Consider the following 22,272-nt stretch of genomic DNA (forward strand, 5'->3'; position numbering starts at 1 on the left):
GACTGAATAAACTGCAATTTCGGATCTGACAGTGAAAGAACAGAGTCTGTATATAGGTTCTGTACGGTATGTATGAAATGTATTGTATGCTTTTGTGTATTTTTTACGCGGGGTGAACGATGACGCCATTCCCTGAAAGACCGGAGCCAGACCATGACCACACTTTCCTCGGACATCGTCCGCCGTATTGAAGACGCCGCTGCCGCCCTGATCGGCGGTGGCTCCCTGTCCAATATCTCCCCGGTGATGCGTGCGTTCCGTGCCTGCCAGCGCGAGCTGGCGGTGCTACGGGTGGTGGTGGCCGAACCTGACCGCCTGCTGCAGGACACGAAAATCCAAGCCACACGGCGTTGCATGTCAATCTGCTGCCATTCCAGATTAACGATGTTTGAGCGGCGTAGTCCGGTAGACAGCGCGAACTTAACTACCGACTTTAATGATATGTCTCATAAATCCTCCAAATTTAGGCAATAAAAAACCCCGCCGGAGCGAGGTTCATTTGGTTCGATGATGTAGGGCTATTTGCCTCAGTCGGCAGTGCGCCCGCGCCAACGTTTGTTAGAGTCTGATGTTTTATCAGTAGATACCGGATCAACTAAACCTTCATCAAAACGCAAAGCATTAGCTATTAATAATGCCTGTTCTGACTGTTTCGATAATGCTCGAAGTGATTTGCTATCCAGTGCGCCAGACCTAACCAATTTCAGCTTTAGTGCTAATTGCTTTTTGGCTTCAGTGCGGTTTTTAGGTGGAGTTTTCAGTAGCTCCAATTCTGATTTTGCATCAGGCTTGTTAGCGATTGCCTTTGCTCTGGCAATCATACGGCCTATGCTGCGTTTTTTAGACATGTTCGACATAAATCCCCCATCCTTGGATTATACATTCTACGCTGAGAGGGGGCTATTTCTGCTCCTGTGCTGGGGCTGCGGCAAGCATTGAGTCTTCAAAAGCCTTTACGCTTATCTCAATACTCGGATGTTTAGAAACAACTGCGGCACCAATGGCATTAAAGAGGTCTTAATAGTCAAACTTGCCTTTAATTCAGCCGTTCTCGCTTACTAAACGCTCAGTTGTTAACTTAGTCATTGCTCTGCTCCTTGCTTCTACGTGCGCGTGGGCATTGGCCTATATAGAAATGATGATGAATGAACTCAGTAATAGGCTAAGGTTTTGTTTATTGGAATTACACTAGCGGCAGGTGGGGGCGCTAAGATCCCCCTATTATAATGTAAGAAAATATTGTCTCTCCTTGATGGATTTAGGGGAGGGGGAAGATAATCAGCTCAAATCACTCATCCGCTTTATGAGCCCAAGCGGGCATTGCCGTCAGATAACGTTTTGCCCGCTTTTTTGCTTCTTCCGGACCGACTTTTTGCCAAGAATCAAGGAAGCCGGCTAAGCCTGATACCGCTTCTTCCCAGGGTTTAAGATTACCGTTGCTGTCGCTGCAGTACGCGCAATATGTATCACTGGTACTGTGTGCATCGGGAGCCGACATCGGCATTCCACAAGCCTGGCAGAACTGTTCATGTTGTGACATATGATGCTCCTGATAGTGATGTCCTGATTAATAAATATACTGAATACGTATTGTGTAGGTGATGCATCAGATCAAAGCAAAGGCGAAGCTCCCAGTATCTCCAGTCAGAAATACCGGGAGCCTGTTGTTACTTGGCGATAAGCGCGAACACGCCCCAGCCAAAGTATTCTCTTGCATACGCAACGTGGCGTTTAGGTGAGATGTTTAGCTCGGCCCTGACTTCCGCTGCGAAGTCATCGTCTGGATTAGCCTCCAGCCAGCGACGCATGGTCAGCCATTTCGCGGCCTCATACCGATCCCAACCTTCCTGATCTGCTAGTACCATTTCCACCACGTCATAGCCGAGATCGTCGAACGCGCTGACAAGTTCCGGCAGCGTCAGGAAATCAGCGATTGAGCTGACGCCACAGGCCTGGGCTATTTCTTCCGTCGCGGGTAGCTGACGCCAGTAAGGTTCACCGATAAGCATGATCCCGCCCGGTTTTAGGCTCTGCGCCAGCAGTTCGACCGTTCCAGCAAACCCACCAGCAATCCATGTCGCGCCGACACAGGCCGCCACGTCACATTTTTCATTGGCGACGTAACCGGCCGCATCGTTATGAATAAAATGCACTCGTTCGCTGACGCCGAGTTCTTCGGCGCGCCGTCGGGCCTGCTCGCTGAACAACTGGCTCATATCGATACCGACACCGGTAATGGCGTGATCCCGGGCCCAGGTACAGAGCATCTCGCCCGAGCCGCTACCGAGGTCAAGTATTTGGGTGTCCGGCTTCATGCGCAGCACGCGACCCAGCGTGGCGTACTTCTCTTCGGTGAACGGGTTATGGATGCGGTGTTCACTTTCGCTAATCGTAAAAATACGTGGGATATCCAATGTTGGCATTCCTTTCATTGAGTGAGTAGTAAGAGAATAAGGTTCGTTTTTTTCGGCCAGCAGTGCGTACAGCTTGTCGGCAAAAGTGTCGCTGACCGGCCATGCCGCCGTATCCGGGCGGTCATCTGGCTGCCGAAGCGCGTCACGTTGCCGTTCTCTTCAATCGCCATAAACCGCGTTGAGCTGGTTTGCGCTGCGGGATCCCAGTCGTGCTCCTGTGACAGATGGTTTTCCAGCATACGCTGGCTAAATGCCGGTTCATCCCAGGGGATTTTGCGCACATCCTCTGGCAAAACTGCGTTTGCGGAATCCCTAATAATCGTACTCATCGTCATCATCATTTCCTTATTGATTACTCGCGCCAGTGCTCGGGTTTCATTAACGCTCGGGCGCACTGTATCTGTCCCGTTCGCTGCAACGGCTGAGACGAAAGCCGCTGCAGCATCCAGCAGGCTTTATGCTCCTCGGGAATGGGATAAGGTGCCGGATAGCCTTTATCTCCGGCACATGGCTCAAATCCATGTCTCGGGTAGTAGGTTTCATGTCCCAGAACAAATACCGCCTTGCCTCCTGCGGCTTTCAGATGCTCAATACCGCGTTGGATAAGTAATCCGCCTATGCCAACGCCCTGATATTCAGGCACCACCGCCAGCGGAGCTAGAAGGTGCATCATTGGCGAGTCAGGCTCCCCATTGAACGTCGCGCGGGTAAATAAAATATGCCCAACCGCCTTACCGTTATGCCGGGCCAGCAGCGATAACATCGGGTAGGTGCTCTCATCGTTAAGTAAATCGGCCACCAGATTGGCCTCTTTGCTGTAGCCGAAAGCGCGGGCTTCGACGTCGAGAATGTCATCGGTATCGCCTTCAGAGGCGACATGAAAAGTGAGGCTGGGGTTTGTCATCAGAGGCTCCTTAGCGATTGTCCAGTTGTGCGCGGACGTTGTTCAGCCCGGTGGTATTGATACGGTAGGGTTGCCCGTTGACGGACTTAATAAGCTTTTTGGTTTTGAGTTTTTTGAAAACGGCGAGCGTGCAGTCGCTGAGCAGGAGCCCTTCGCGGCTGTAGCATTCAACAGAGGTTACGCGGCCTGATGCATCGCGAATGTGCGCGATCCGGCCACCTTTAGCGAGAACGTGTAAGGTACGTTGTTCCTGACGGGATAAATTCATACTGAAGAACCTGTTTAATCATCATGTGCAAAACGTGCAAACACACAGCGGTGTCCGCATTCGATTTCGGCGCATTGATAATCAGTCCGGCCTGAAAAGGTCGGTAAGCTGATTATCGGATGATTACATTCTCCAGCATCAAAGCCTCGTGTAGAGTTGAAAGGTATTTACGCAGTGAATGATAACACGTAGTTTTAGGAGGGATATATTTCAGTAGAAAAAGTGTGATGTACTTTGGAAATCGAACGCCAGCCCACTTACTGAAAAAAGACATGCGCGGCGGTATCGATCAGGGGGTATCCCGTATCGATAGCACCAATAACGGCTCTTTCGCATTCAGCGTCATCAGACATCTGAAACACACCAAAGCCCTGCAGGGGCATTTCAACACCGCAGTGCAGTTTTACAGTTTGCATGACGTTATCCTTCAGCTGTTGTGTAGGAAAAACATAACGCAAAGTGATTTATTCGATTAAATGGGGTAATTAGTTAGAGTTTATTAGTGGCGTTCATTAATCCTATTGAGGATTGATGACGACTTTGTGACAGAAGCAGACGTTGAGAACCTTTTGAACGTTGCTCGAAGCAAGACGTTGAGGTGAAAGAGAATAGGAAGGTGGCGTTAATTTAAATAATACTTACCGAGTTTGATTGTTCTGCCTGAAACGCCTGCAATGAGATATATCTATATTACACTGGATAGTAATTATCCATTTGTGGGGCAATTAGGGATGGAGCAGCATTCGAACAATAAGCGCCGTACTTTCAATACTGCAAGAATGTGGCAGAACTATAGTGATATGGTCAGACAGGCGTTATCTGTGAGTATCCCGTGGTTCACATTTGTGAATGTTAGTTTTGCGCTGATCATTTTGTTCCGCAATTTTCTCATCAGTCACTTTGACCGCTCGCTCGGCACACACACTGAAATATTGCCGTTTATAGACGAAATAACGGTCGGTATTATTGTTTTGTCGCTTATGTTGGTACTTTTCATCTATCGCCTCCCCGCTAGGTTTACACCCCTTTGTGTGGCGATGCTGATGACTATCAGTCTGATGTGGAGTTACTGCAGTTTCTACTTTATTGTCTGGTGGCAACTGCCTTTTGCTTGGCCTCTCAGCGTCATCCTTATGCTCACCGCGCTGGCAGCACTTTATTATCATCCACTGGCCTTGCTACTTTTCATCATCCCTTTATGGTTGACTACCCTGCTGGCCAGTGTGCAGCTTAATCAGGGGGTTAACATTCGGTTTTTATTGGTCTGGCTTCTTCTCACTGCCATTCTCATTTATGGCCGCGTTATCCTACAACGCTGGTTTGATGAAGCTTGGTTGCGTTATCAGGAGAACCGGATGCTTATCGCGCGGCTCGACGTTATGGCTCATCAGGATGCGCTGACGGGGACTGCTAATCGGCGGTCAATGGAAAACTTTCTTGATGATGCTCTTCTACAGGCTGAGCCGTTTGCGCTACTTATGCTCGATGTGGACTATTTCAAACGCTATAACGACCACTATGGTCATCAGGCTGGAGATGCATGCCTGATAAAAGTAGCCGACATAGTGAAGACGTCAATACGTACTCCGGCCGATTTGGTAGCGCGTTACGGTGGCGAAGAGTTTGTCATTGTGCTGCCCGCGTCCTCCTTGGATGACGCTGTGCGGGTTGCCGAACGTATTCAGACGAACCTGCGAGAAATCTCACTGCCGCATGCCGCTTCGGAGGTTAGCGAAATGGTCACAGTCAGTATGGGCATCACTCTTTCCAAGGACGGTGATAGTGCTTACGGAATTATTGCCAGAGCAGATGAAGCCCTTTATCGGGCAAAACAGCAGGGACGTAATCGTTGGGAAAAGTAAAACCAGTCGCCATTCCAAATCATCTACCATATAGGTTACTAGAACAATGAAGTTTCTAGATCCTTAAAAAATAGTCTACGGAACCCATCTTTATTATCCTACACATGACTATGCTGCTTAGCATAAGGCTCGCTCAACGCTGACAGTCATGTTCAACAGCTTTGCACCAACATTAGACCATTTATTATTATAAAGCAGATGATTGTATTGAGCCCTCAATAATGAAGGCTCATACATCCTCGGTTATGTTTGCCGTTCAATTATATCTGAGTTGTCAGCGTTAATTATTTAGCACTCCTGATTGCCCTTATTTGGTAGACGTCATGAATGTGGACGATTAGCTGCATATCTTTTCTAACCTGTTCAGTTTTACTATTTGCATGAGGCTATCCTTCAACTGTTCTATTGGAAACGCGTAACTCAAAGCGATTAATTCGATTGGGTGGGGGCATTCACGAGTGTTTATTAGTAGTGTCCATTAATTTGCAGATATTTGAACGATAGATTTTTGCCTGAAGTAGTTATTTATGAATAAGGCTCATAAGGCTATGTTCTTTGGCTGACTTAACCTGATCGTTTAGAGGCGCTATGCTGTATGAAAGCTCACCATGATAGGGTCAATACCTGAAATGACTTGCTATAAGCTGATGGCTATATCTGTAGAAGAGGGATACAAATGAAAGACGTTATTGTTGTTATCGGGAGTGGCTCGATTGCTCAGGCCATTGCGCGACGTGTCAGCGTTGGGAAACATATTCTTCTGGCTGATATCAAAATAGAGAATGCCCATCAGGCTGAAAACACGCTCTCTCGTGCGGGTTTTGAGGTAAGCACGACGACTGTCGACGTTAGTTCCCGCCAATCGGTTCAGGCGCTGGTGAATACAGCATCTGCGTTAGGTGACATTAAAGGCGTTATTCATACGGCAGGGCTTTCTCCCTCGCAGGCGAAAGCACAGGATCTCATCCGCGTTGATCTCTACGGCAGCGCCGTGCTGTTTGAGGAATTTGGTAAAGTTATTGCGGCAGGTGGGTCCTGCGTTGTGATTGGCTCACAGTCTAGCCATCGTTTAGACGTTGATGCTCTAACACAAGCTCAGGCGGATGCGCTTGCAACCCTACCGCCTGAAGACCTTCTCGAACTGCCTTTGGTGAAAGAAATTAAAGACAGCTTATATGCTTATCAGATATCCAAACGCTGCAACGCACTTCGCGTTATGTCAGAAGCGGTGAAATGGGGTAAGCGCGGTGCGCGAATTAATTGTATCAGCGCAGGTATCGTCTATACGCCTTTGGCCTATGACGAGCTTAACAGTGTTGAAAGGGGCGCATTCTATCGAAATATGTTGGATAAATCTCCGGCTGGACGGGGTGGTACGCCGGATGAAATCGGTGCGCTGGCGGAGTTTCTGTTTGGGCCTAATGGCACCTACGTGACGGGAAGCGACCTGCTGATTGATGGTGGCGCAACGGCCTCTTATAAATATGGTGAATTACGTCCGTAGTAATGCGCCCTGATTTCCCCACAACGTGATGATAACCTTGTTAAATCATGACGTTCCATTTCCTGTTTGGAGATTCACCGATGACTTTAAATGTGAAAGGTTATGCCGCTTTCGGAGCGAAAGAAGATTTAGTACCACATAACTTTGTTCGTCGTGATCCTCGCGATAATGATGTAGTTATCGAGATTTTATACAGTGGCGTTTGCCACTCAGATATCCATAACGCTTTTAATGATTGGGGTGGTGCAAAATACCCGATGGTACCGGGGCATGAAATCATTGGCCGTGTCATTCAGGTCGGGAAGGCCGTCACCAAATTCCGCGTGGGCGACTATGCCGGTGTGGGCTGCATGGTGGATTCCTGTCAGCATTGTAAACCTTGTGAGCAGGGGCTGGAGCAGTACTGTGAAGAGGGGAATACATTAACCTATAACGACGTTGACAGACATGACCATATGCCAACCTATGGTGGTTATTCCGATAAGATTGTTGTCACCGAAAAATTTGTTATCAAAGTGCCTGAGACTCTGGATTTAAAAGGGGCTGCACCGCTGCTATGTGCCGGTATCACAACATGGTCACCGCTGCGTCACTGGAATGTTGGCCCTGGCAGCAAAGTGGCTGTAGTTGGTTTAGGTGGTCTGGGACATATGGCGATTAAATTAGCGAAAGCTCTGGGCGCAGAAGTTACGTTATTCAGTCGTTCGCCGAATAAAGAAGCCGATGCTCGCCGCTTGGGGGCCTCGCATATTGTTATTTCAACCGATGAAAAGCAGATGCAGGGGGCGCATAACCAGTTTGATTTGATTATCGATACAGTACCTTATGTCCATGACCTGAATCCCTATATTCCCACGCTGGCGCTGAGTGGAACTCTGGTGCTTGTAGGATATCTGGGGGATTTGAACCCAATGCTAAATAGCGCACCGCTGATCTTAGGGCGAAAATCCGTGGCTGGGTCAGTCATCGGTGGGATTGCGGAGACGCAGGAAATGATTGATTTTTGCGCGGAACATCAGATCACATCAGATATTGAATTGATCAATATTCAGGATATTAATACGGCCTGGCAGCGAATGCTGAAAAGTGATGTTAAATACCGGTTCGTAATTGATGTTGCATCGCTCCAGTCGTGATGAAACAGGGGGTATATTCTCCTGCGTATTTTCTGTCAATGCGGCATAGGCTTACCTGATGCGAACAGGGATAACCCTGTTCTCTTTAGTATTATTATCGGCTGGCTGATTTTCCTTTTATTCTCCATCATTTTCTCCAAAAAGTGCGATGAGCAGCTAGGATGGTTACCCCTGTAGCGCTTGTCGCTCAATCATTCCAGAGGGTAAGAAAAGGGTCGTTTTGATTCTTTTCTTACCCTTATTTTTTGTCAGCATCATAAATAAAAGATCGTAGTTGCGTATTGCTGCTAACCAACTGATGACCGTTTCACTGGTTCTCCGCTTTTGGTCGCATTCAATGACCAGCGGTTTTTCCCAGCAGGCTGAGAGCGTCACAGCAACATACCCAAACATCCTCTGAAACACACCAAAGCCCAGCAAACACCGTGGTTAAGTTTTACCGTTTGCATGACGTTATCCTTCAACTGTTGTGTAGAAAAAGCATAACGCAGAGTGATTTATTCGATTAGATGGGGAAGGGAACGAACTGGGGCTTATGAGGTGGATTCATTAAGTTTATGATTATATGAATAAATGCAGAATGGCAGGCTTAGGCCTGCTTTGACACGAGGTCGGCCTAATTGAAATTTTATTTGAAAGGGGGGTTATAAGCGAAGATTCACACTGAAATGAGAGAGCAAGCACGGTTTCATGTAACGCAACAACATGTGAACTGGCTTACATTTTTGACCTCTATCACACTTTATAGTGACACCACGGTTTAGATGGCACATTTGATAATCATGGCTTCCATTAAAGATGTCGCAAAAAAAGCAGGAGTATCAACAGCTACCGTATCGCGGGTGTTAAATAATCATCCCAGCGTGGTGCCTGAAACGCGTCAGGCAGTACGTGATGCGATGGATTACCTGTGTTATGTGCCCAGTAAAAGTGCGTTTCAACTGAGCGGCAAACGCTCCGGCTTGGTCGCCGTCGTGCTGCCGAATCTGGTTAACCCACATTTTTGTGAACTGCTGGCTACCTTTGAGGAAGAAGCACGATACATTGGAAAGACAGTGATCGTTAAAACGCACCAGAACCAACCTCAACAGGATAAACAGATTATCCATACCTTAATTGGCATGGGAATTGATTGCTTACTATGGGTACCAACGGAGGCGGAAGCTGAACTTGCAGAGTGGCTAACGGCCACCCGTATTCCAGTTGCGGTTGTGACACAGGTTTCCCGTTTTTTTAATTCGGTCTCCATTAACCAGAGCAAAGGTGCGGCAAGCATTGCTGAGCATTTTATACAAACAGGACATACCTCATTTGGTTTTATTGCTCAGGAAAGTGTCGATACTAGAAAGGTATCTTCTTGGACTAAAAAAATAACGAGTCAGGGGTTTACCTTGGATAAAGAAAATCAATTCTGGATAGCGAAAGGTGAGGGCGAAAAAACATCAGGCCATATCAGTATCCTTGACGATATTATTGAAAAATTAGCCAGTCGGAGACAGAGATGCTCATGTCTTTGGGTTTATAACGATGTTGCTGCCAGCTATATTATTGATGGATTAAAAGAAAAAGGCGTTTCTGTACCTAAAGATATTGCTATCGCCAGTTTCGATAACACATTGCTTGCACAAACTAAAAGAATAACAAGCGTAGCACAACCTATACATGAAATAGCTCATCTGGCGTTTCAAATGGTTAAGAACGAAAATAATCGAGAAGGTATCGAAATGTATGAGATTACCTCCAGGCTAATAATTCGAGAGAGTAGCGTTAATATTAATGTAACCATTCTATAAAGTTGTATTTTTAAAAGTATTTTAAATATAAATAATAAACTATTTTATCACTATAGCATTGGTCGTAATAACTGGTGCTTTATATTTATGACAGCTCAATAATATTGAGGGGTATGTATGTCTGCTACATCCGCAGAAAAACACAGTGCTTATGAAAAATTGAGCCTGAAAGAAAAGATCGGCTACGGGATGGGGGATGCCGGTTCCTGTATGATCTGGAGCGTGCTAGCACTCTATCTGACATGGTTTTATACCGATGTTTATGGTCTTGACGCTGGGATTGTTGGCACACTTTTTCTCGTTATCCGTGTGTTTGACGCATTCAGTGATCCTATCATGGGCGCGATTTGCGACCGCACTAGAACTCGTTGGGGTAAGTTTCGGCCTTGGTTGCTGTGGATGGCTGTGCCGTTTGGGCTCGGCGCAGTGTTAATGTTCACCACACCTGACCTGAGCATGAATGGAAAAATTATCTATGCTTGGGTCACTTACTTAGTCATGTCACTGATTTATACCGCTATCAATATTCCTTATTGCTCGGTAGCTGGCGTCATTACTCTCAACCAGAAAGAACGCCTAGGGTGTCTGTCATGGCGCTTCTTCCTCAATGGTTTAGCCACACTTATCGTCTCTTCTTCTATTTTACCGTTAACCGACTGGCTGGGTAACGGCAACCGGGCATCCGGCTTTCAGTTGACAATGATGATGATGGGCGGAGCGGCGACCTTAATGTTCCTGTTCTGTTTCTCCAGTATTAAAGAGCGCGTCGTCTCGATTAAAGCCAATGACAGCTTAAGGAAAGATCTCAAAGATATTATTAAAAATGACCAATGGTTGCTAATGATCTCGATTACTTTCCTGAACGTTTTCCCTGCATTCATTCGAGGAGCTGTGACCATATATTATGCCACCTATGTGATGAAAGCCTCCGTAGGATTTATTACCTTCTTTATGGCCCTCGGTGTGGCCTGTAATATGTTGGGCAGCGTCATTGCTAAACCGTTGACCGATCGCTTTGATAAAATAAAACTGTTCCGCATTATTAATATAATTCTCGGCATCCTTTCTTTCGCCCTGTGGTTTGTTGATCCACATTCACTGACGCCGCTGCTGGCTTTGTTTATTGTGATTAATATTTTGCACCTGATTCAGTCTGGTCCTATTTTGTGGGCAATGATGTCCGATGTTGATGATTACGGTGACTGGAAATTTGGCAAGCGTCTGACCGGTATTTCGTTTGCTGGCAATCTGTTTATGCTGAAAATGGGATTAGCCGTTGCTGGCGCTATTGTTGCTTGGATACTGTCTTACACTGGTTATATCGCGAATAAACCGCAGCAAAACGAACAGACCCTTCAAGGGATTATTATCATGTTCTCGTTATTACCCATGGTGAGCTACTTCATCAGCGCATATATAGTGCGTTATTTCAAACTGAACAACCTATTACTTGAAAAAATCAAAGTTGACCTCGCGAAGCGTGAACTGGAAAACGGCTCTGCCCAGAATCAGGAGTATAAAGATGTCCCTGTCGTTTAATATTAAGCAAGGCCAGCGGATTGATTTATGGCTGAGAGAAACAAAGCCAGCCAGCCACCCTCTATTCTCCATCCGTATGGAAAATGAGGTGGTATTTAAAGTCACCACGGCTCCTCGCTACTACCATTATTTTACCTGGACCGCATGGCAGGACGGGAGTGTCTGTTTGGACTGGCTGCCAGAGAACAGCGAGATCTCACTGTGCTACAGCTGGCATCCGGATACCTTGCCCGAAAACGGAGTCAGTTTTATCGCCACTCAGGACAACGCGCTTTGTTTGTTGAGCGACCGCGACATTGCCACTGCGTATTTGCAGGATCCGTTACGCCCAGCGCTGCATTTTTCTCCGCGCACTGGGTGGATGAATGATCCTAATGGTCTACATCGCAAAGGCGACGAGTGGCATCTGTTTTATCAGTATCACCCACACAGCACACAGTGGGGGCCGATGCACTGGAATCACGCGGTGAGCAAAGACCTTTACCACTGGCGACACTACCCAGTCTTTCTTCAGCCTGAGCAAAATCTGGCCGCTCTGGGAGCGACAGGCGGTGCTTTTTCCGGTAGCGCCTTTACTGATGCACAAGGCAAAACCCGCTTCTGGTATACCGAGCGGCTGCCGGCTTACGATTTGTATCGCGGCTATCGAGAAATTCAGAAAATGGTCGTGCCTCTACAGAGCTACGACAAACCCGCGTCGGTCACAACGGTATTAACGGAGCTGCCTCCCGGCGTTGACTGTGATTTCCGCGATCCGAAAGTCTGGTATGAGGAGGCAGATGCGACCTTCTATATGATCCTCGGTGCCGCTGTAAACGGCGACCCAGCGATGCTGCTGTTTCATTCCGCGGACAGTGAGAACTGGACGTTTCATCATGTACTGTACGTGGCCCCCGCTTACTTTCGTGAAAACGGCGGCCGTTGCGTAGAGTGCCCAGACTTTTTCTGTCTGGATGGCGTGTGGGTGTTAATTATTGGCGTTGTGGGTTATACCGAGCCCGTAACTGGTCGCCACAATCTGCTGTTCGCACAAACCGGTGATTTCCGCGACGGCTATTTCATTCCGTCGTCACATCCGCTGCAAATGCTGGATTTCGGCACTGATTTCTACGCCTTACAAACTTGGGGCGAGGAAGATGCGCGGACCGGTTTTGCCTGGCTGTATAACTGGGCCACGCAAAAAAACGTCGAGTCTAGCTATTGTGGCGAAATGTCCTTACCGCGTCGCTTTCATCTCAACGCGCAACAGCAGCTTTGCATGACCCCTGTTTTACCGCCAGAGTCCTTGGTTATCAATCAGACTAGGTTAGCTGATAACGAGCGTTGGTCGAGCACTGAGGTCAATAGAGCCTGCACGATCGCGTTTACCCCGACAGATGCTTTTTGTCTGACGCTGAGTGGGGACAACGGTCAGGAAATTGTACTGGAATTTGACGGCAAGGCGCTGACATTACGGGAAAAAGGTCAGGACGATGGTCGTTATCGTGCACCGCTGGCGAGCGTGGAGGATGTCATGGTGTGCTTTGATGCTGGGATCGTTGAAGTCTTCTCCAATGGGGGCAGTGTTTGCGGTACGCGACGCTACTATTCATGCAGTGCGCTGACACAAGTACACCTCTCAGGAGCTCCGGCAATACTCACCCAGTATCGTGCCACTTATGCTTATAAATAATATTCCCACGCGATAAATCTGTTTATTCTTAATAGCACAGAAGGATTCAACATTATGTCGAGTAATAATTATTACGATGTCACGGAATGGAATATAGGTAATCCGTATGATGATATTGGTGAAGTGATTAATAGTATTATCGCCGATATTAAAAACAGACAAACCAATACTGATATTAATGAAGGTGGAAAACCCGGAGCGGTGATTTATATTCCGCCGGGTGATTACCATCTTCTCACTCAAATAGTGATAGACATTAGCTATCTGAAAATTATGGGCTCTGGACATGGCTTCATCTCTTCCAGCATTCGTTTTAATACTCCAGAGAGTGATTGGCCAAACTGGCACGAATTATGGCCGGGTGGCAGCCGTATTCTGGTCGATATGTCTCCGGCGGAAGGCGCAGCAGAATCTGCAGGGGCTGCATTCTATATTGCGCGCAGCGGAGATCCTCGGATAAGTTCGGTTGAGTTTGCTGACTTCTGTATTGATGGTTTGCATTTTGTCGACGATGGTTCTGGCAGCGATGACCCTGAGAACAGTTATCTCAACGGTAAGACGGGTATTTATATTGCCAGCGCGCAGGACTCCTTCCGCATCAGCGGTATGGGATTTGTCTACCTTGAGCACGGCGTGACAATTTATAATGCTGATGCTTTGGCTATTCATAACAACTTCATCGCTGAATGTGGGAACTGTATAGAGTTACGCGAGTCCGGTCAGGCGTCAAAAATAACCGATAATCTGATCGGTGCGGGCTACAGAGGCTATTCTATTTACGCTGAGAACTTTGGGGGGCTTTTAATTACTGCTAATAATATATTCCCTCGAGGAAAAAGCGTTGTTCATTTCTCGAATGTGGTTCGCTCCTCAATCAGCAGTAATCGATTCCATGCGTTTTACCCTGGCATGTTGATAATGGAGAACGGCAGCGCGGAGAATCTGGTGTCATCTAACCACTTTTTCCGCGAGCGTGAACCGTGGGCTCCGATGCAAGACTACAATAACGGATTAGATGATTTATATGGCCTGCTGTATATTAGCGGTGATAATAACTCGATCATTGCCAATCATATTTCCGAGTCCATTGATACACAATATATTACGCCGACGGGTGCCACACCGGTGATTATTCGGGTGGTTTCTGGCAAAGGAAATACTATTTCTAATAATCATGTTGTCGCCACGACCGAAACCTCCGACGGACAGGCGGCGGCAGACGCCAGTGCGTGTTTCTCTACCCAAGTCAGCGCGTTACTGGCGACCGACGGCCTAGCTGCGTTGACGGTGATCGCCGTCCAGATAGAAGCAGCCTCGCAGCAAAATACCGTGCTGGATTCAGGTACTGACGGTCAGGTCGTGATGGATAAAACCGTAAATGCCTTCAGAGCAACGCCTACTCCCGGCGCGACAGTGGAGGGATATTGTTAATGCCTAACCATCACATTGCCTGTCTTGGCGAACTGTTGATTGATTTTGTTTGCACCGATATTGGATTGGGTCTGAAACAGGGGACCCAATTCCTCAAAAAAGCAGGAGGGGCTCCCGCTAATGTTGCCGCTGCTATCAACCGTAGCGGAGGTCACGCCAAGCTGGCCGCGAAAGTCGGTGACGATCCCTTTGGTGATTTTCTGCTTCATACGCTAGCGTCGGAAGGCATTGAGCTTTCTGGCGTCACGCGCAGCGCCACGCCCACAACGTTGGCCTTCGTCGGTTTGCAGGATGATGGTGAGCGAGATTTTAGCTTTTTCCGTGGCGCCGATGGCGAACTTGGCTGGCAAGATATTCCCTCTGACTTTCTCGACGATGTGAGTATCGTTCATTTTGGAGCCGCTGCGGGTCTGTTGGACGGGGAGCTATATGTGACCTACCGACGTCTCTTACGCGAAGCAAAACAACGCGGTTTGTTGATCTCATTTGATCCAAATTATCGTGAAGGTTTGTGGGGGAGGGCGCCGCAAGAATTTATCGCTCGCTGCAAGCCGTGGTTTCAGCATGCAGATATCGTTAAAGTCAGTGAAGAGGAGCTACACTTCATTACCGACGCGAAGACGACAACAGAAGGCTGCCGCGTGTTGCATGAGTTTGGCGTCAGCTATATCGCTGTCACTTGCGGCGATCGTGGAACATGGATAAGTCACAAATCAGGTATGCAACAACTCATCCCCTCTGTTCCCGTTAATGCGATTGACTCTACTGGTGCAGGTGATGCGTTTATTGGCGCATTGCTACAGCAGATTAACCAATCCGGTTGCAGGTTAGACGACCAGACACAATTCCTGCATGCCGTGCATTGGGCCAATATCTGTGGAGCATTGACTTGTACACAGTTTGGCGCAATTGATGCGATCCCTACTGCAGCGGAAGTCGATGCTATTTTTTTGAGTCGTGGCGCTTGAGAATCTACACTGGTGCGGAGTTTTATTTCCGCATCGTTCACTTTTATCAGTCCATCGATTTAGAATCCCACGAGATGTCGGCAGTCAATTGTCCTATTACCCCCGTTTTTTGTTCACAGGTCACTAGAATTATTGTTATTTCCGAACCGTGTCGCAAGTGACAATGTTCACTTGCCCACGGCTAAATCTCCACGGAATATTTCATCTATTGATATCCATTTTTAGTGTCTCAATGACTATCCTTAGCGCTGGTGACACGTTGCGATGTGGATAATAAAGAAATGAACCATCTAATCGTTGACTATAACGTTGTAATACCCTGATAAGACTACCTTGTACTAAATCATCAGCCACCAACTCCTCTGGAACATAAGCTAACCCTAGACCTAATCTAGCCGCCTTTGCTTCCATATAGCTGTCAGCAAAAGCCCATTGCCCCTGTGGGCGGTGAGTGATTTTTTTACCGTCGTCATTGAGCTCCCACGCATACAGGCTTCCGTCACCAAACTGGTAGGCTATGCAAGGGTGTACCACTAAATCGGCCGGAGTTTGTGGAAAGCCGTAGCGACGAAAATGCTCGGGTGTGCCCACCACGACCATCTCCATGTCGGGTGAAATACGCACGGCGACCATACCATGGCCAACATCGGATCCTAGGCGTACACCGGCATCGAATCGTTCCTCAATAATATCAACAAACCGACTTTCGCTAATGAGCTCAAGCCTGATATCAGGATACCGCTGTTTAAACATTGCGAGCTTCGGCAAAAGCACTTTATCAATGGCGTGTTGGCTAGCATTGATACGAACCGTGCCGGATGGGGTTTGTCGATAATGCGCCAGAGTGGCAAGCCCCATGTCTAAAGCATCAAAGCCGGATTCTACTGTCCGATAGAGTTGTTCACCTGCCTGTGTCACTGACAGCTTGCGTGTAGTTCGAACGAGAAGTTGTACACCTAGCCTTTCTTCTAGTTCGCGAATGGAACGGCTGATCCCTGATTGTGCAAGCCCAAGCCTTTGTGCCGCTGCGGTGAAACTGCCTTCTCGTACTACCTGCATAAACAGATAGAGTTCATTATAGTTTTCCCGTTTAGCCATTCGTTATCCTCGGCCACTGACTAAGCCCTACGCCTGTTACAGCACGTCTATTTATAACAATTTGATATTAATCCTAGCATTTTTCACCCACTAATCAGCACTATTTTAGCTAACTATAATGATCGCATTGAAACAAAGCTCGGCGGCGTTTTCTGTATGGAACCTGCGACCCTATCTTATTTTTAAGAAGGAACTTTACATGATTGCTTTCACCAAAAAATTGACAGCAGCAATACCCTCAATGCTGCTATTCGCATCATTAAGTGGAGTTACTACAATGAGTTATGCTGATGTAACTAATCCAAACGCACCTGTCTCGATGACAGAAAAGTGGGATAAAACCTTTGCAGAGAGTACGAAAGTTGCTCATCGAAAAGTGATCTTTCAGAACCGTTATGGGATCTCGTTAGTTGGAGACCTCTATATCCCCAAAAATCGTGCTGAACGCAAACTAGCGGCGATTGCCGTTAGCGGGCCTTTTGGCGCGGTAAAAGAGCAGTCAAGCGGGCTGTATGCACAAACGCTGGCAGAATTGGGATTTGTTACTCTGGCCTTTGATCCATCGTACACGGGGGAAAGCGGTGGTTATCCGCGTAACGTTGCTTCTCCGGATATTAATACTGAGGATTTCAGCGCAGCGGTGGATTTTCTCGGCTTACAAACAGAGGTAGATCGCAACCGTATTGGGCTACTTGGCATCTGTGGCTGGGGCGGTATGGCGTTAAATGACGCCGCGATGGATACGCGCGTTAAAGCCGTTGCTACCAGTGTCATGTACGACATGAGTCGTGCAATGGGTCATGGCGTTGGTGATGGCAAAGACCGCTACACGACCTCTGATCGTCGCGCCGTGTTGCAGTATCTGAATGCGCAACGCTGGAAAGATGCGGAAAGGGGGACTTTTGCCACTGGTGGACATGACGTTTATGTCGATGAAAAAGGCAACGTAAGTGCAGCGAATCGTATTCTGCCGGAGGCTTTACCTACGGATCCACATCGCGTATTGAAAGAATTCTTTGATTATTATCGCATGCCACGTGGTTTCCATGCGCGTTCCGTAAATTCAACCGGTGCTTGGACTGCGACAATGCCACTGTCATTTATGAATATGCCGCTGCTGAGCTATGCAAATGAAATTACAATTCCTGTGCTAATTGTGACGGGGGAAAAAGCGCACTCACGCTATTTTGCTGAGGATGCCTTTAACGCTGTCGGTAGCAAAGAAAAAGAGTTGGTGGTGGTTCCGGAAGCGAACCATGTCGATTTATACGACAACGCTGCTGGTAAGATCCCGTTCGCCAAATTTGAACAGTTTTTCAAAACTAACTTAAGATAAGTTATTGAATAATATCTCTTAGTAAAGCCATCGGTCATTCGCAGATGGCTTTTATTCTGACCTTTTGTCGCATGTTGCGATGCAAATCCATCACATTCTAAGCCATTATCAGCTTCGTTTTTGCTGTTATTCCATGAATATCGCCTGCCTCAGTTAAACAGAGGTTGTTGAGGGCAATATTCAGAGAAATTAATTATGTCTGCACTGAGTTTTAAAACATCGCACAATAAAATACACGCACACTGGAGCGGCGTTTTTGCCATGACGCTCTGCGTTTTTGTACTGATCGCGTCAGAGTTTATGCCGGTCAGCCTGTTGACGCCAATTGCTAGAGATTTACATGTCACGGAGGGACTCGCTGGTCAGGGGATTGCTATCTCTGGCGCACTCGCTGTGCTGACCAGTCTGATAATTTCTAACGTTGCAGGAAGCCTGAATCGTAAACATCTTCTGCTTGGATTGACGCTTCTGATGGCTGTTTCAGGAATGATTATTGCCTTGGCGTCCAACTATCAGGTCTACATGATAGGTCGAGCTTTGATTGGTATCGCCATTGGTGGATTTTGGTCAATGTCGGCAGCAACCGCTATCCGACTGGTTCCACAGCACCAGGTTCCCCGAGCACTGGCTATATTTAACGGTGGGAACGCACTGGCAACCGTAGTAGCAGCCCCTCTGGGGAGCTATCTAGGGGCAACTGTTGGCTGGCGTGGGGCCTTTTTATGTCTCGTTCCTTTTGCAATAGCTGCGTTCATTTGGCAATACATCGGTTTGCCAGAGATGAAAAGCGATAAGGCAAATAAGCCGAGCCGGTCTGTGCTTCGTCTGCTCAGACTTACTACGGTATCAACTGGCCTTCTAGCATGCGGATTATTCTTTATGGGGCAGTTTGCATTATTTACCTATGTACGACCGTTTCTGGAAACGGTGACTAAAGTCAATGCTTCTATCCTCTCCTTAATATTGCTTGCTATGGGCCTTGCTGGTTTTGCTGGCACACTATTAATTACGTTATTTCTCAACACAAGATTTTATCTGACGCTAATGATAATCCCTCTGGTTATGGCCTCGATTGCCGGAACGTTACTTTTAGTCGGGCAGAATCTCTGGGGGGTTACCGTACTTTTAAGCCTATGGGGGATGATTGCAACGGCAGCTCCAACGGGGTGGTGGACATGGATCGCACGAACACTTCCTGAGGATGCTGAAGCTGGGGGAGGGCTCATGGTGGCGGTTATTCAACTCTCGATCGCGCTGGGTTCAACAGCCGGAGGGTTGGTCTTTGATAGTTTGGGATGGCGAAGTTCTTTTGGACTGAGTAGTGTATTACTTCTTGGTGCGGTAGGTATGACGTTTATCACTTCTCGTCAAAACAGATAGTCATATCTGCGACATTTTAGTTGTTAATTAGAGTGTTTTTGCCATGGCTCTTGGTAGAGAGCCCAATGTACATACCAATATCAGGGATTAATTATCTCTATGTTATATGCAGTGTAGACTCTGAATCTTGCGAACCTAGCTTATTTCTAATGACTGTAGGTTTTTTCGGGGTTAACCTAAGCTTAATGATGATATTTATCTAAAGGTTCCCTTCAGTCTGATTTGATTTACGCGAGATAACGCTATGGAATTAAAGGATTATTACGCCATTATGGGCGTGAAACCGACAGACGATCTCAAGACAATCAAGACCGCCTATCGCCGATTGGCCCGTAAGTACCATCCCGATGTCAGTAAAGAGCCTGATGCCGAAGCCCGATTTAAAGAAGTGGCGGAAGCGTGGGAGGTTCTGAGTGACGAGCAGCGTCGAGCCGAGTATGACCAGTTGTGGCAGCACCGCAACGATCCTCAGTTCCAACAATTCCAGCAACGAGAGGGCCAAAGCTACAGCCCTGAAGATTTTGACGATATTTTCTCGTCGATCTTTGGCCAACATGGCCGTCAATCGCGGCAGCGTCCTGCTGCTCGTGGTCATGATTTGGAGATTGAAGTTGCGGTATTCCTCGAAGAAACGCTAGAGGAACATAAACGCACAATCAGCTATAACCTACCTGTATACAATGCTTTTGGCATGGTTGAACGGGAAATCCCTAAAACGCTGAATGTTAAAATTCCTGCCGGCGTTGGCAATGGCCAGCGTATTCGCTTGAAAGGGCAGGGGACGCCGGGTGAGAACGGTGGGCCAAATGGCGATCTGTGGCTGGTGATCCGTATTGCTCCGCATCCATTGTTTGATATCGTCAATCAGGATTTGGAAATTGTGGTTCCTCTCGCCCCTTGGGAGGCTGCTCTGGGCGCTAAAGTGGCCGTACCTACCTTGAAAGATAGCATTCTGCTAACGATTCCTGCGGGGAGTCAGGCTGGACAGCGGTTGCGTATCAAGGGTAAAGGCTTGGTCAGTAAAAACCATACAGGCGATCTGTATGCCGTCATCAAAATTGTGATGCCGCCAAAACCAGACAGCGCAAGTGCAGCTTTGTGGCAACAATTGGCGGACGCTCAGTCGTCCTTTGATCCACGCAAAGAGTGGGGGAAAGCATAATGGCTAATGTCACCGTCACTTTCACCATTACCGAGTTTTGCCTGCATACCGGAGTCTCGGAAGAAGAACTGAACGAGATTGTTGGACTAGGCGTAGTTGAACCGAGTGATTACGAATCAACAACATGGCTATTTGATGACCATGCCGTTACCGTTGTACAACGAGCTTTACGCCTGCGGCAAGAGCTGGCACTAGACTGGCCGGGTATCGCAGTTGCGCTAACGTTGTTGGAGGAGAATACCCAACTACGTCAGGAGAATCGACTGCTGCGGCAGAGACTGTCACGCTTCATTGCACATCCGTAGTAAAAGCATTGAAGATTAAGGGGGCGCATATTACCGCCCCTTAACGATTCTTGGCATTAAAACTTGCCAGTTTATAAAAGCATAAAAATATTCCCAATGGTTACTATAAATGAGCAAATGTGTAGCGGTGAAAGGATCAGTTCGTTAAACTTGCTTTCAAATACGGAATAAATGCTCAGGTAACATCCTTTGAATTGCTTTATAAAACTGATACGACCCGCACTGTTATTATCACCACTCTTAGCATCCGGTTGTTCATTATCACCCGTTATTCCCGTATTTGGTGCGGCGTTTCCTAGCTGGTTTTTTTGCTTATTGGTCGGTGCCTTTTTGCTGATCCCTTGCCATATATTCATTGTTCGTAAAGGCTGGCAGGCACGCTTCTCTCCTCTGGTATTCAGTTATCTGGCGCTATTATTCCTGTTTGCCGCAATCTTGTGGTTTCTATTCTTTGCTCACTAAATACCTATGACAAATTCCAGCTCAAGCTTATTACGGAAAAAATGGCCACTGTTGGCTCTTGTTCTCGCTGCTATTTTGGCGTTGATCGTGGTTATTTGGCAGTTACAAACATCGCCGGAAACCAATGATGCCTATGTGTATGCCGATACCATTGATGTCGTGCCGGAAGTGAGTGGGCGAATCGTGGAAATGCCGATTCGTGACAACCAGCGCGTGAAAAAAGGCGACTTGCTGTTTCGTATCGACCCGCGCCCTTATCAGGCCATGCTGGATGATGCTAAGGCTCGACTGACTACGCTAGATGCACAGATAGCACTGACTCAGCGAACCATCAAAGCGCAAGAATATAACGCGCAGTCGGTTACCGCCGCGGTAGAGCGTGCTAAAGCACTGGTGAAACAAACGACTTCGACGCGTGCCCGACTTGAACCGCTGGTGCCACAGGGTTTTGCTTCGCAAGAGGATCTCGATCAAGCGAGAACCGCAGAGAAAGCGGCGCGCGCTGAGCTGGAAGCGACGCTATTGCAGGCCAAACAGGCCTCCGCCGCAGTGACGGGCGTGGATGCGATGGTGGCACAGCGAGCGGGTATTTTGGCGCAGATCGCGCTGGCGGAACTGCATCTCGAATTTACTGAGGTTCGCGCACCTTTCAACGGGATCGTGGTGGCGCTGAAAACAACCATCGGCCAGTATGCGTCGGCGTTAAAACCGGTCTTTACGTTAATGGATGACGAGCACTGGTATGTGATCGCTAACTTCCGTGAAACTGACCTTAAAAATGTGCACTCTGGCGTTCCAGCCCGAGTGACTGTGATGACCAACCACGGTAAATCATTCAGCGGTGTTGTGGACTCTGTTGGCTCCGGCGTTTTGCCCGACGGCGGCAGCGTATTTGAAGGCCTTCCGGTGATTCAAAAAACGATTAACTGGGTTCATGTTTCACAACGCTTCCCTGTGAAAATCGCAGTGAAAGACCCCGATCCTAATGTGTTCCGCATGGGTGCCTCCGCCAGCGCCGTTTTGCAGCCGGAATAAGAA

The 22,272-nt window shown here is 47.7% G+C and carries 21 protein-coding genes and 2 pseudogenes; 14 read left to right on the forward strand and 9 right to left on the reverse strand.

The window, feature by feature from the left end; all coding sequences use genetic code 11:
• Positions 1-332 precede the first annotated feature (332 nt).
• The 8 genes and pseudogenes from M988_RS22270 to M988_RS22275 all read right to left on the reverse strand — a co-directional run.
• Positions 333-437 (reverse strand): annotated as a pseudogene (locus tag M988_RS22270) (tyrosine-type recombinase/integrase); the annotation flags it as partial.
• 90 nt (positions 438-527) lie between these two features.
• Positions 528-848 (reverse strand): hypothetical protein, encoded by a 321-nt coding sequence (locus M988_RS04590; RefSeq protein WP_008814454.1) that lies wholly within the window; start codon positions 846-848, stop codon positions 528-530.
• Positions 849-1,288: 440 nt separating this feature from the next.
• Positions 1,289-1,540 carry a zinc ribbon domain-containing protein gene (locus tag M988_RS04595; protein WP_008814453.1) on the reverse strand — a complete coding sequence of 84 codons (252 nt, stop codon included), beginning with the start codon at positions 1,538-1,540 and terminating at the stop codon, positions 1,289-1,291.
• Between the two features lie 127 nt (positions 1,541-1,667).
• Positions 1,668-2,414 (reverse strand): SAM-dependent methyltransferase, encoded by a 747-nt coding sequence (locus M988_RS04600; protein ID WP_064573182.1) that lies wholly within the window; start codon positions 2,412-2,414, stop codon positions 1,668-1,670.
• Positions 2,415-2,428: 14 nt separating this feature from the next.
• Complete coding sequence (locus tag M988_RS23020) at positions 2,429-2,743, reverse strand: hypothetical protein (RefSeq protein WP_174705374.1); 315 nt, start codon at positions 2,741-2,743, stop codon at positions 2,429-2,431.
• Between the two features lie 23 nt (positions 2,744-2,766).
• Complete coding sequence (locus M988_RS04610) at positions 2,767-3,318, reverse strand: GNAT family N-acetyltransferase (protein ID WP_061059678.1); 552 nt, start codon at positions 3,316-3,318, stop codon at positions 2,767-2,769.
• Positions 3,319-3,328: 10 nt separating this feature from the next.
• Entirely contained in the window at positions 3,329-3,586 is a 258-nt protein-coding gene (locus tag M988_RS04615; protein ID WP_004110819.1) for a YjhX family toxin, read from the reverse strand.
• A gap of 275 nt (positions 3,587-3,861) precedes the next feature.
• Positions 3,862-4,002 (reverse strand): annotated as a pseudogene (locus tag M988_RS22275) (aldo/keto reductase); the annotation flags it as partial.
• 384 nt (positions 4,003-4,386) lie between these two features.
• Here M988_RS22275 and M988_RS04625 point away from each other — a divergent pair.
• From M988_RS04625 to M988_RS04665, 8 genes are all read left to right on the forward strand, one after another.
• On the forward strand, positions 4,387-5,448 hold the full coding sequence (locus M988_RS04625) for a GGDEF domain-containing protein (protein WP_423749962.1): 1,062 nt from the start codon (positions 4,387-4,389) through the stop codon (positions 5,446-5,448).
• 676 nt (positions 5,449-6,124) lie between these two features.
• Positions 6,125-6,952: an SDR family oxidoreductase gene (locus tag M988_RS04630; RefSeq protein ID WP_008814450.1), complete on the forward strand. Its 828-nt coding sequence runs from the start codon at positions 6,125-6,127 to the stop codon at positions 6,950-6,952.
• Positions 6,953-7,032: 80 nt separating this feature from the next.
• Complete coding sequence (locus M988_RS04635) at positions 7,033-8,088, forward strand: NAD(P)-dependent alcohol dehydrogenase (RefSeq protein WP_039188389.1); 1,056 nt, start codon at positions 7,033-7,035, stop codon at positions 8,086-8,088.
• 782 nt (positions 8,089-8,870) lie between these two features.
• Positions 8,871-9,881 (forward strand): LacI family DNA-binding transcriptional regulator, encoded by a 1,011-nt coding sequence (locus tag M988_RS04645; protein ID WP_039188393.1) that lies wholly within the window; start codon positions 8,871-8,873, stop codon positions 9,879-9,881.
• 117 nt (positions 9,882-9,998) lie between these two features.
• Positions 9,999-11,420, forward strand: coding sequence for a glycoside-pentoside-hexuronide (GPH):cation symporter (locus M988_RS04650; RefSeq protein WP_008814447.1), 1,422 nt, complete (start codon positions 9,999-10,001; stop codon positions 11,418-11,420).
• Positions 11,404-13,092 carry a glycoside hydrolase family 32 protein gene (locus M988_RS04655; RefSeq protein ID WP_082919409.1) on the forward strand — a complete coding sequence of 563 codons (1,689 nt, stop codon included), beginning with the start codon at positions 11,404-11,406 and terminating at the stop codon, positions 13,090-13,092. The genes M988_RS04650 and M988_RS04655 overlap by 17 nt, the downstream gene beginning before the upstream one ends.
• Before the next feature lie 54 nt (positions 13,093-13,146).
• A complete protein-coding gene (locus M988_RS04660; RefSeq protein ID WP_064573058.1) occupies positions 13,147-14,523 on the forward strand; it encodes a NosD domain-containing protein in 1,377 nt (458 codons plus the stop codon).
• The gene (locus tag M988_RS04665) at positions 14,523-15,491 is read left to right on the forward strand and encodes a carbohydrate kinase family protein (RefSeq protein ID WP_061059682.1); all 969 of its coding nucleotides are present in this window, start codon (positions 14,523-14,525) and stop codon (positions 15,489-15,491) included. Before M988_RS04660 ends, M988_RS04665 begins: the two co-directional genes overlap by 1 nt.
• A gap of 201 nt (positions 15,492-15,692) precedes the next feature.
• Here M988_RS04665 and M988_RS04670 read toward each other — a convergent pair whose 3' ends face one another.
• Positions 15,693-16,589, reverse strand: a complete 897-nt coding sequence (locus M988_RS04670) for a LysR family transcriptional regulator (protein WP_008814443.1) — start codon at positions 16,587-16,589, stop codon at positions 15,693-15,695.
• Positions 16,590-16,788: 199 nt separating this feature from the next.
• Here M988_RS04670 and M988_RS04675 point away from each other — a divergent pair, with 199 nt between their 5' ends.
• The 6 genes from M988_RS04675 (at position 16,789) to mdtN (ending at position 22,269) form a co-directional block, all read left to right on the forward strand.
• Positions 16,789-17,925, forward strand: coding sequence for an alpha/beta hydrolase (locus M988_RS04675; RefSeq protein WP_064573060.1), 1,137 nt, complete (start codon positions 16,789-16,791; stop codon positions 17,923-17,925).
• Between the two features lie 195 nt (positions 17,926-18,120).
• Positions 18,121-19,305: an MFS transporter gene (locus M988_RS04680; RefSeq protein WP_064573063.1), complete on the forward strand. Its 1,185-nt coding sequence runs from the start codon at positions 18,121-18,123 to the stop codon at positions 19,303-19,305.
• A gap of 244 nt (positions 19,306-19,549) precedes the next feature.
• Positions 19,550-20,467, forward strand: coding sequence for a curved DNA-binding protein (cbpA, locus tag M988_RS04685; RefSeq protein ID WP_039188417.1), 918 nt, complete (start codon positions 19,550-19,552; stop codon positions 20,465-20,467).
• Positions 20,467-20,772 carry a chaperone modulator CbpM gene (gene cbpM / locus M988_RS04690; RefSeq protein WP_008814432.1) on the forward strand — a complete coding sequence of 102 codons (306 nt, stop codon included), beginning with the start codon at positions 20,467-20,469 and terminating at the stop codon, positions 20,770-20,772. The genes cbpA and cbpM overlap by 1 nt, the downstream gene beginning before the upstream one ends.
• A gap of 189 nt (positions 20,773-20,961) precedes the next feature.
• Positions 20,962-21,234, forward strand: a complete 273-nt coding sequence (locus M988_RS22280) for a YtcA family lipoprotein (RefSeq protein WP_071887105.1) — start codon at positions 20,962-20,964, stop codon at positions 21,232-21,234.
• A gap of 6 nt (positions 21,235-21,240) precedes the next feature.
• Positions 21,241-22,269, forward strand: coding sequence for a multidrug transporter subunit MdtN (gene mdtN / locus M988_RS04700; RefSeq protein WP_008814431.1), 1,029 nt, complete (start codon positions 21,241-21,243; stop codon positions 22,267-22,269).
• Positions 22,270-22,272: the final 3 nt, after the last annotated feature.

This window comes from Hafnia paralvei ATCC 29927, assembly GCF_001655005.1.
GTDB classification, from domain to species: Bacteria; Pseudomonadota; Gammaproteobacteria; order Enterobacterales; family Enterobacteriaceae; genus Hafnia; species Hafnia paralvei.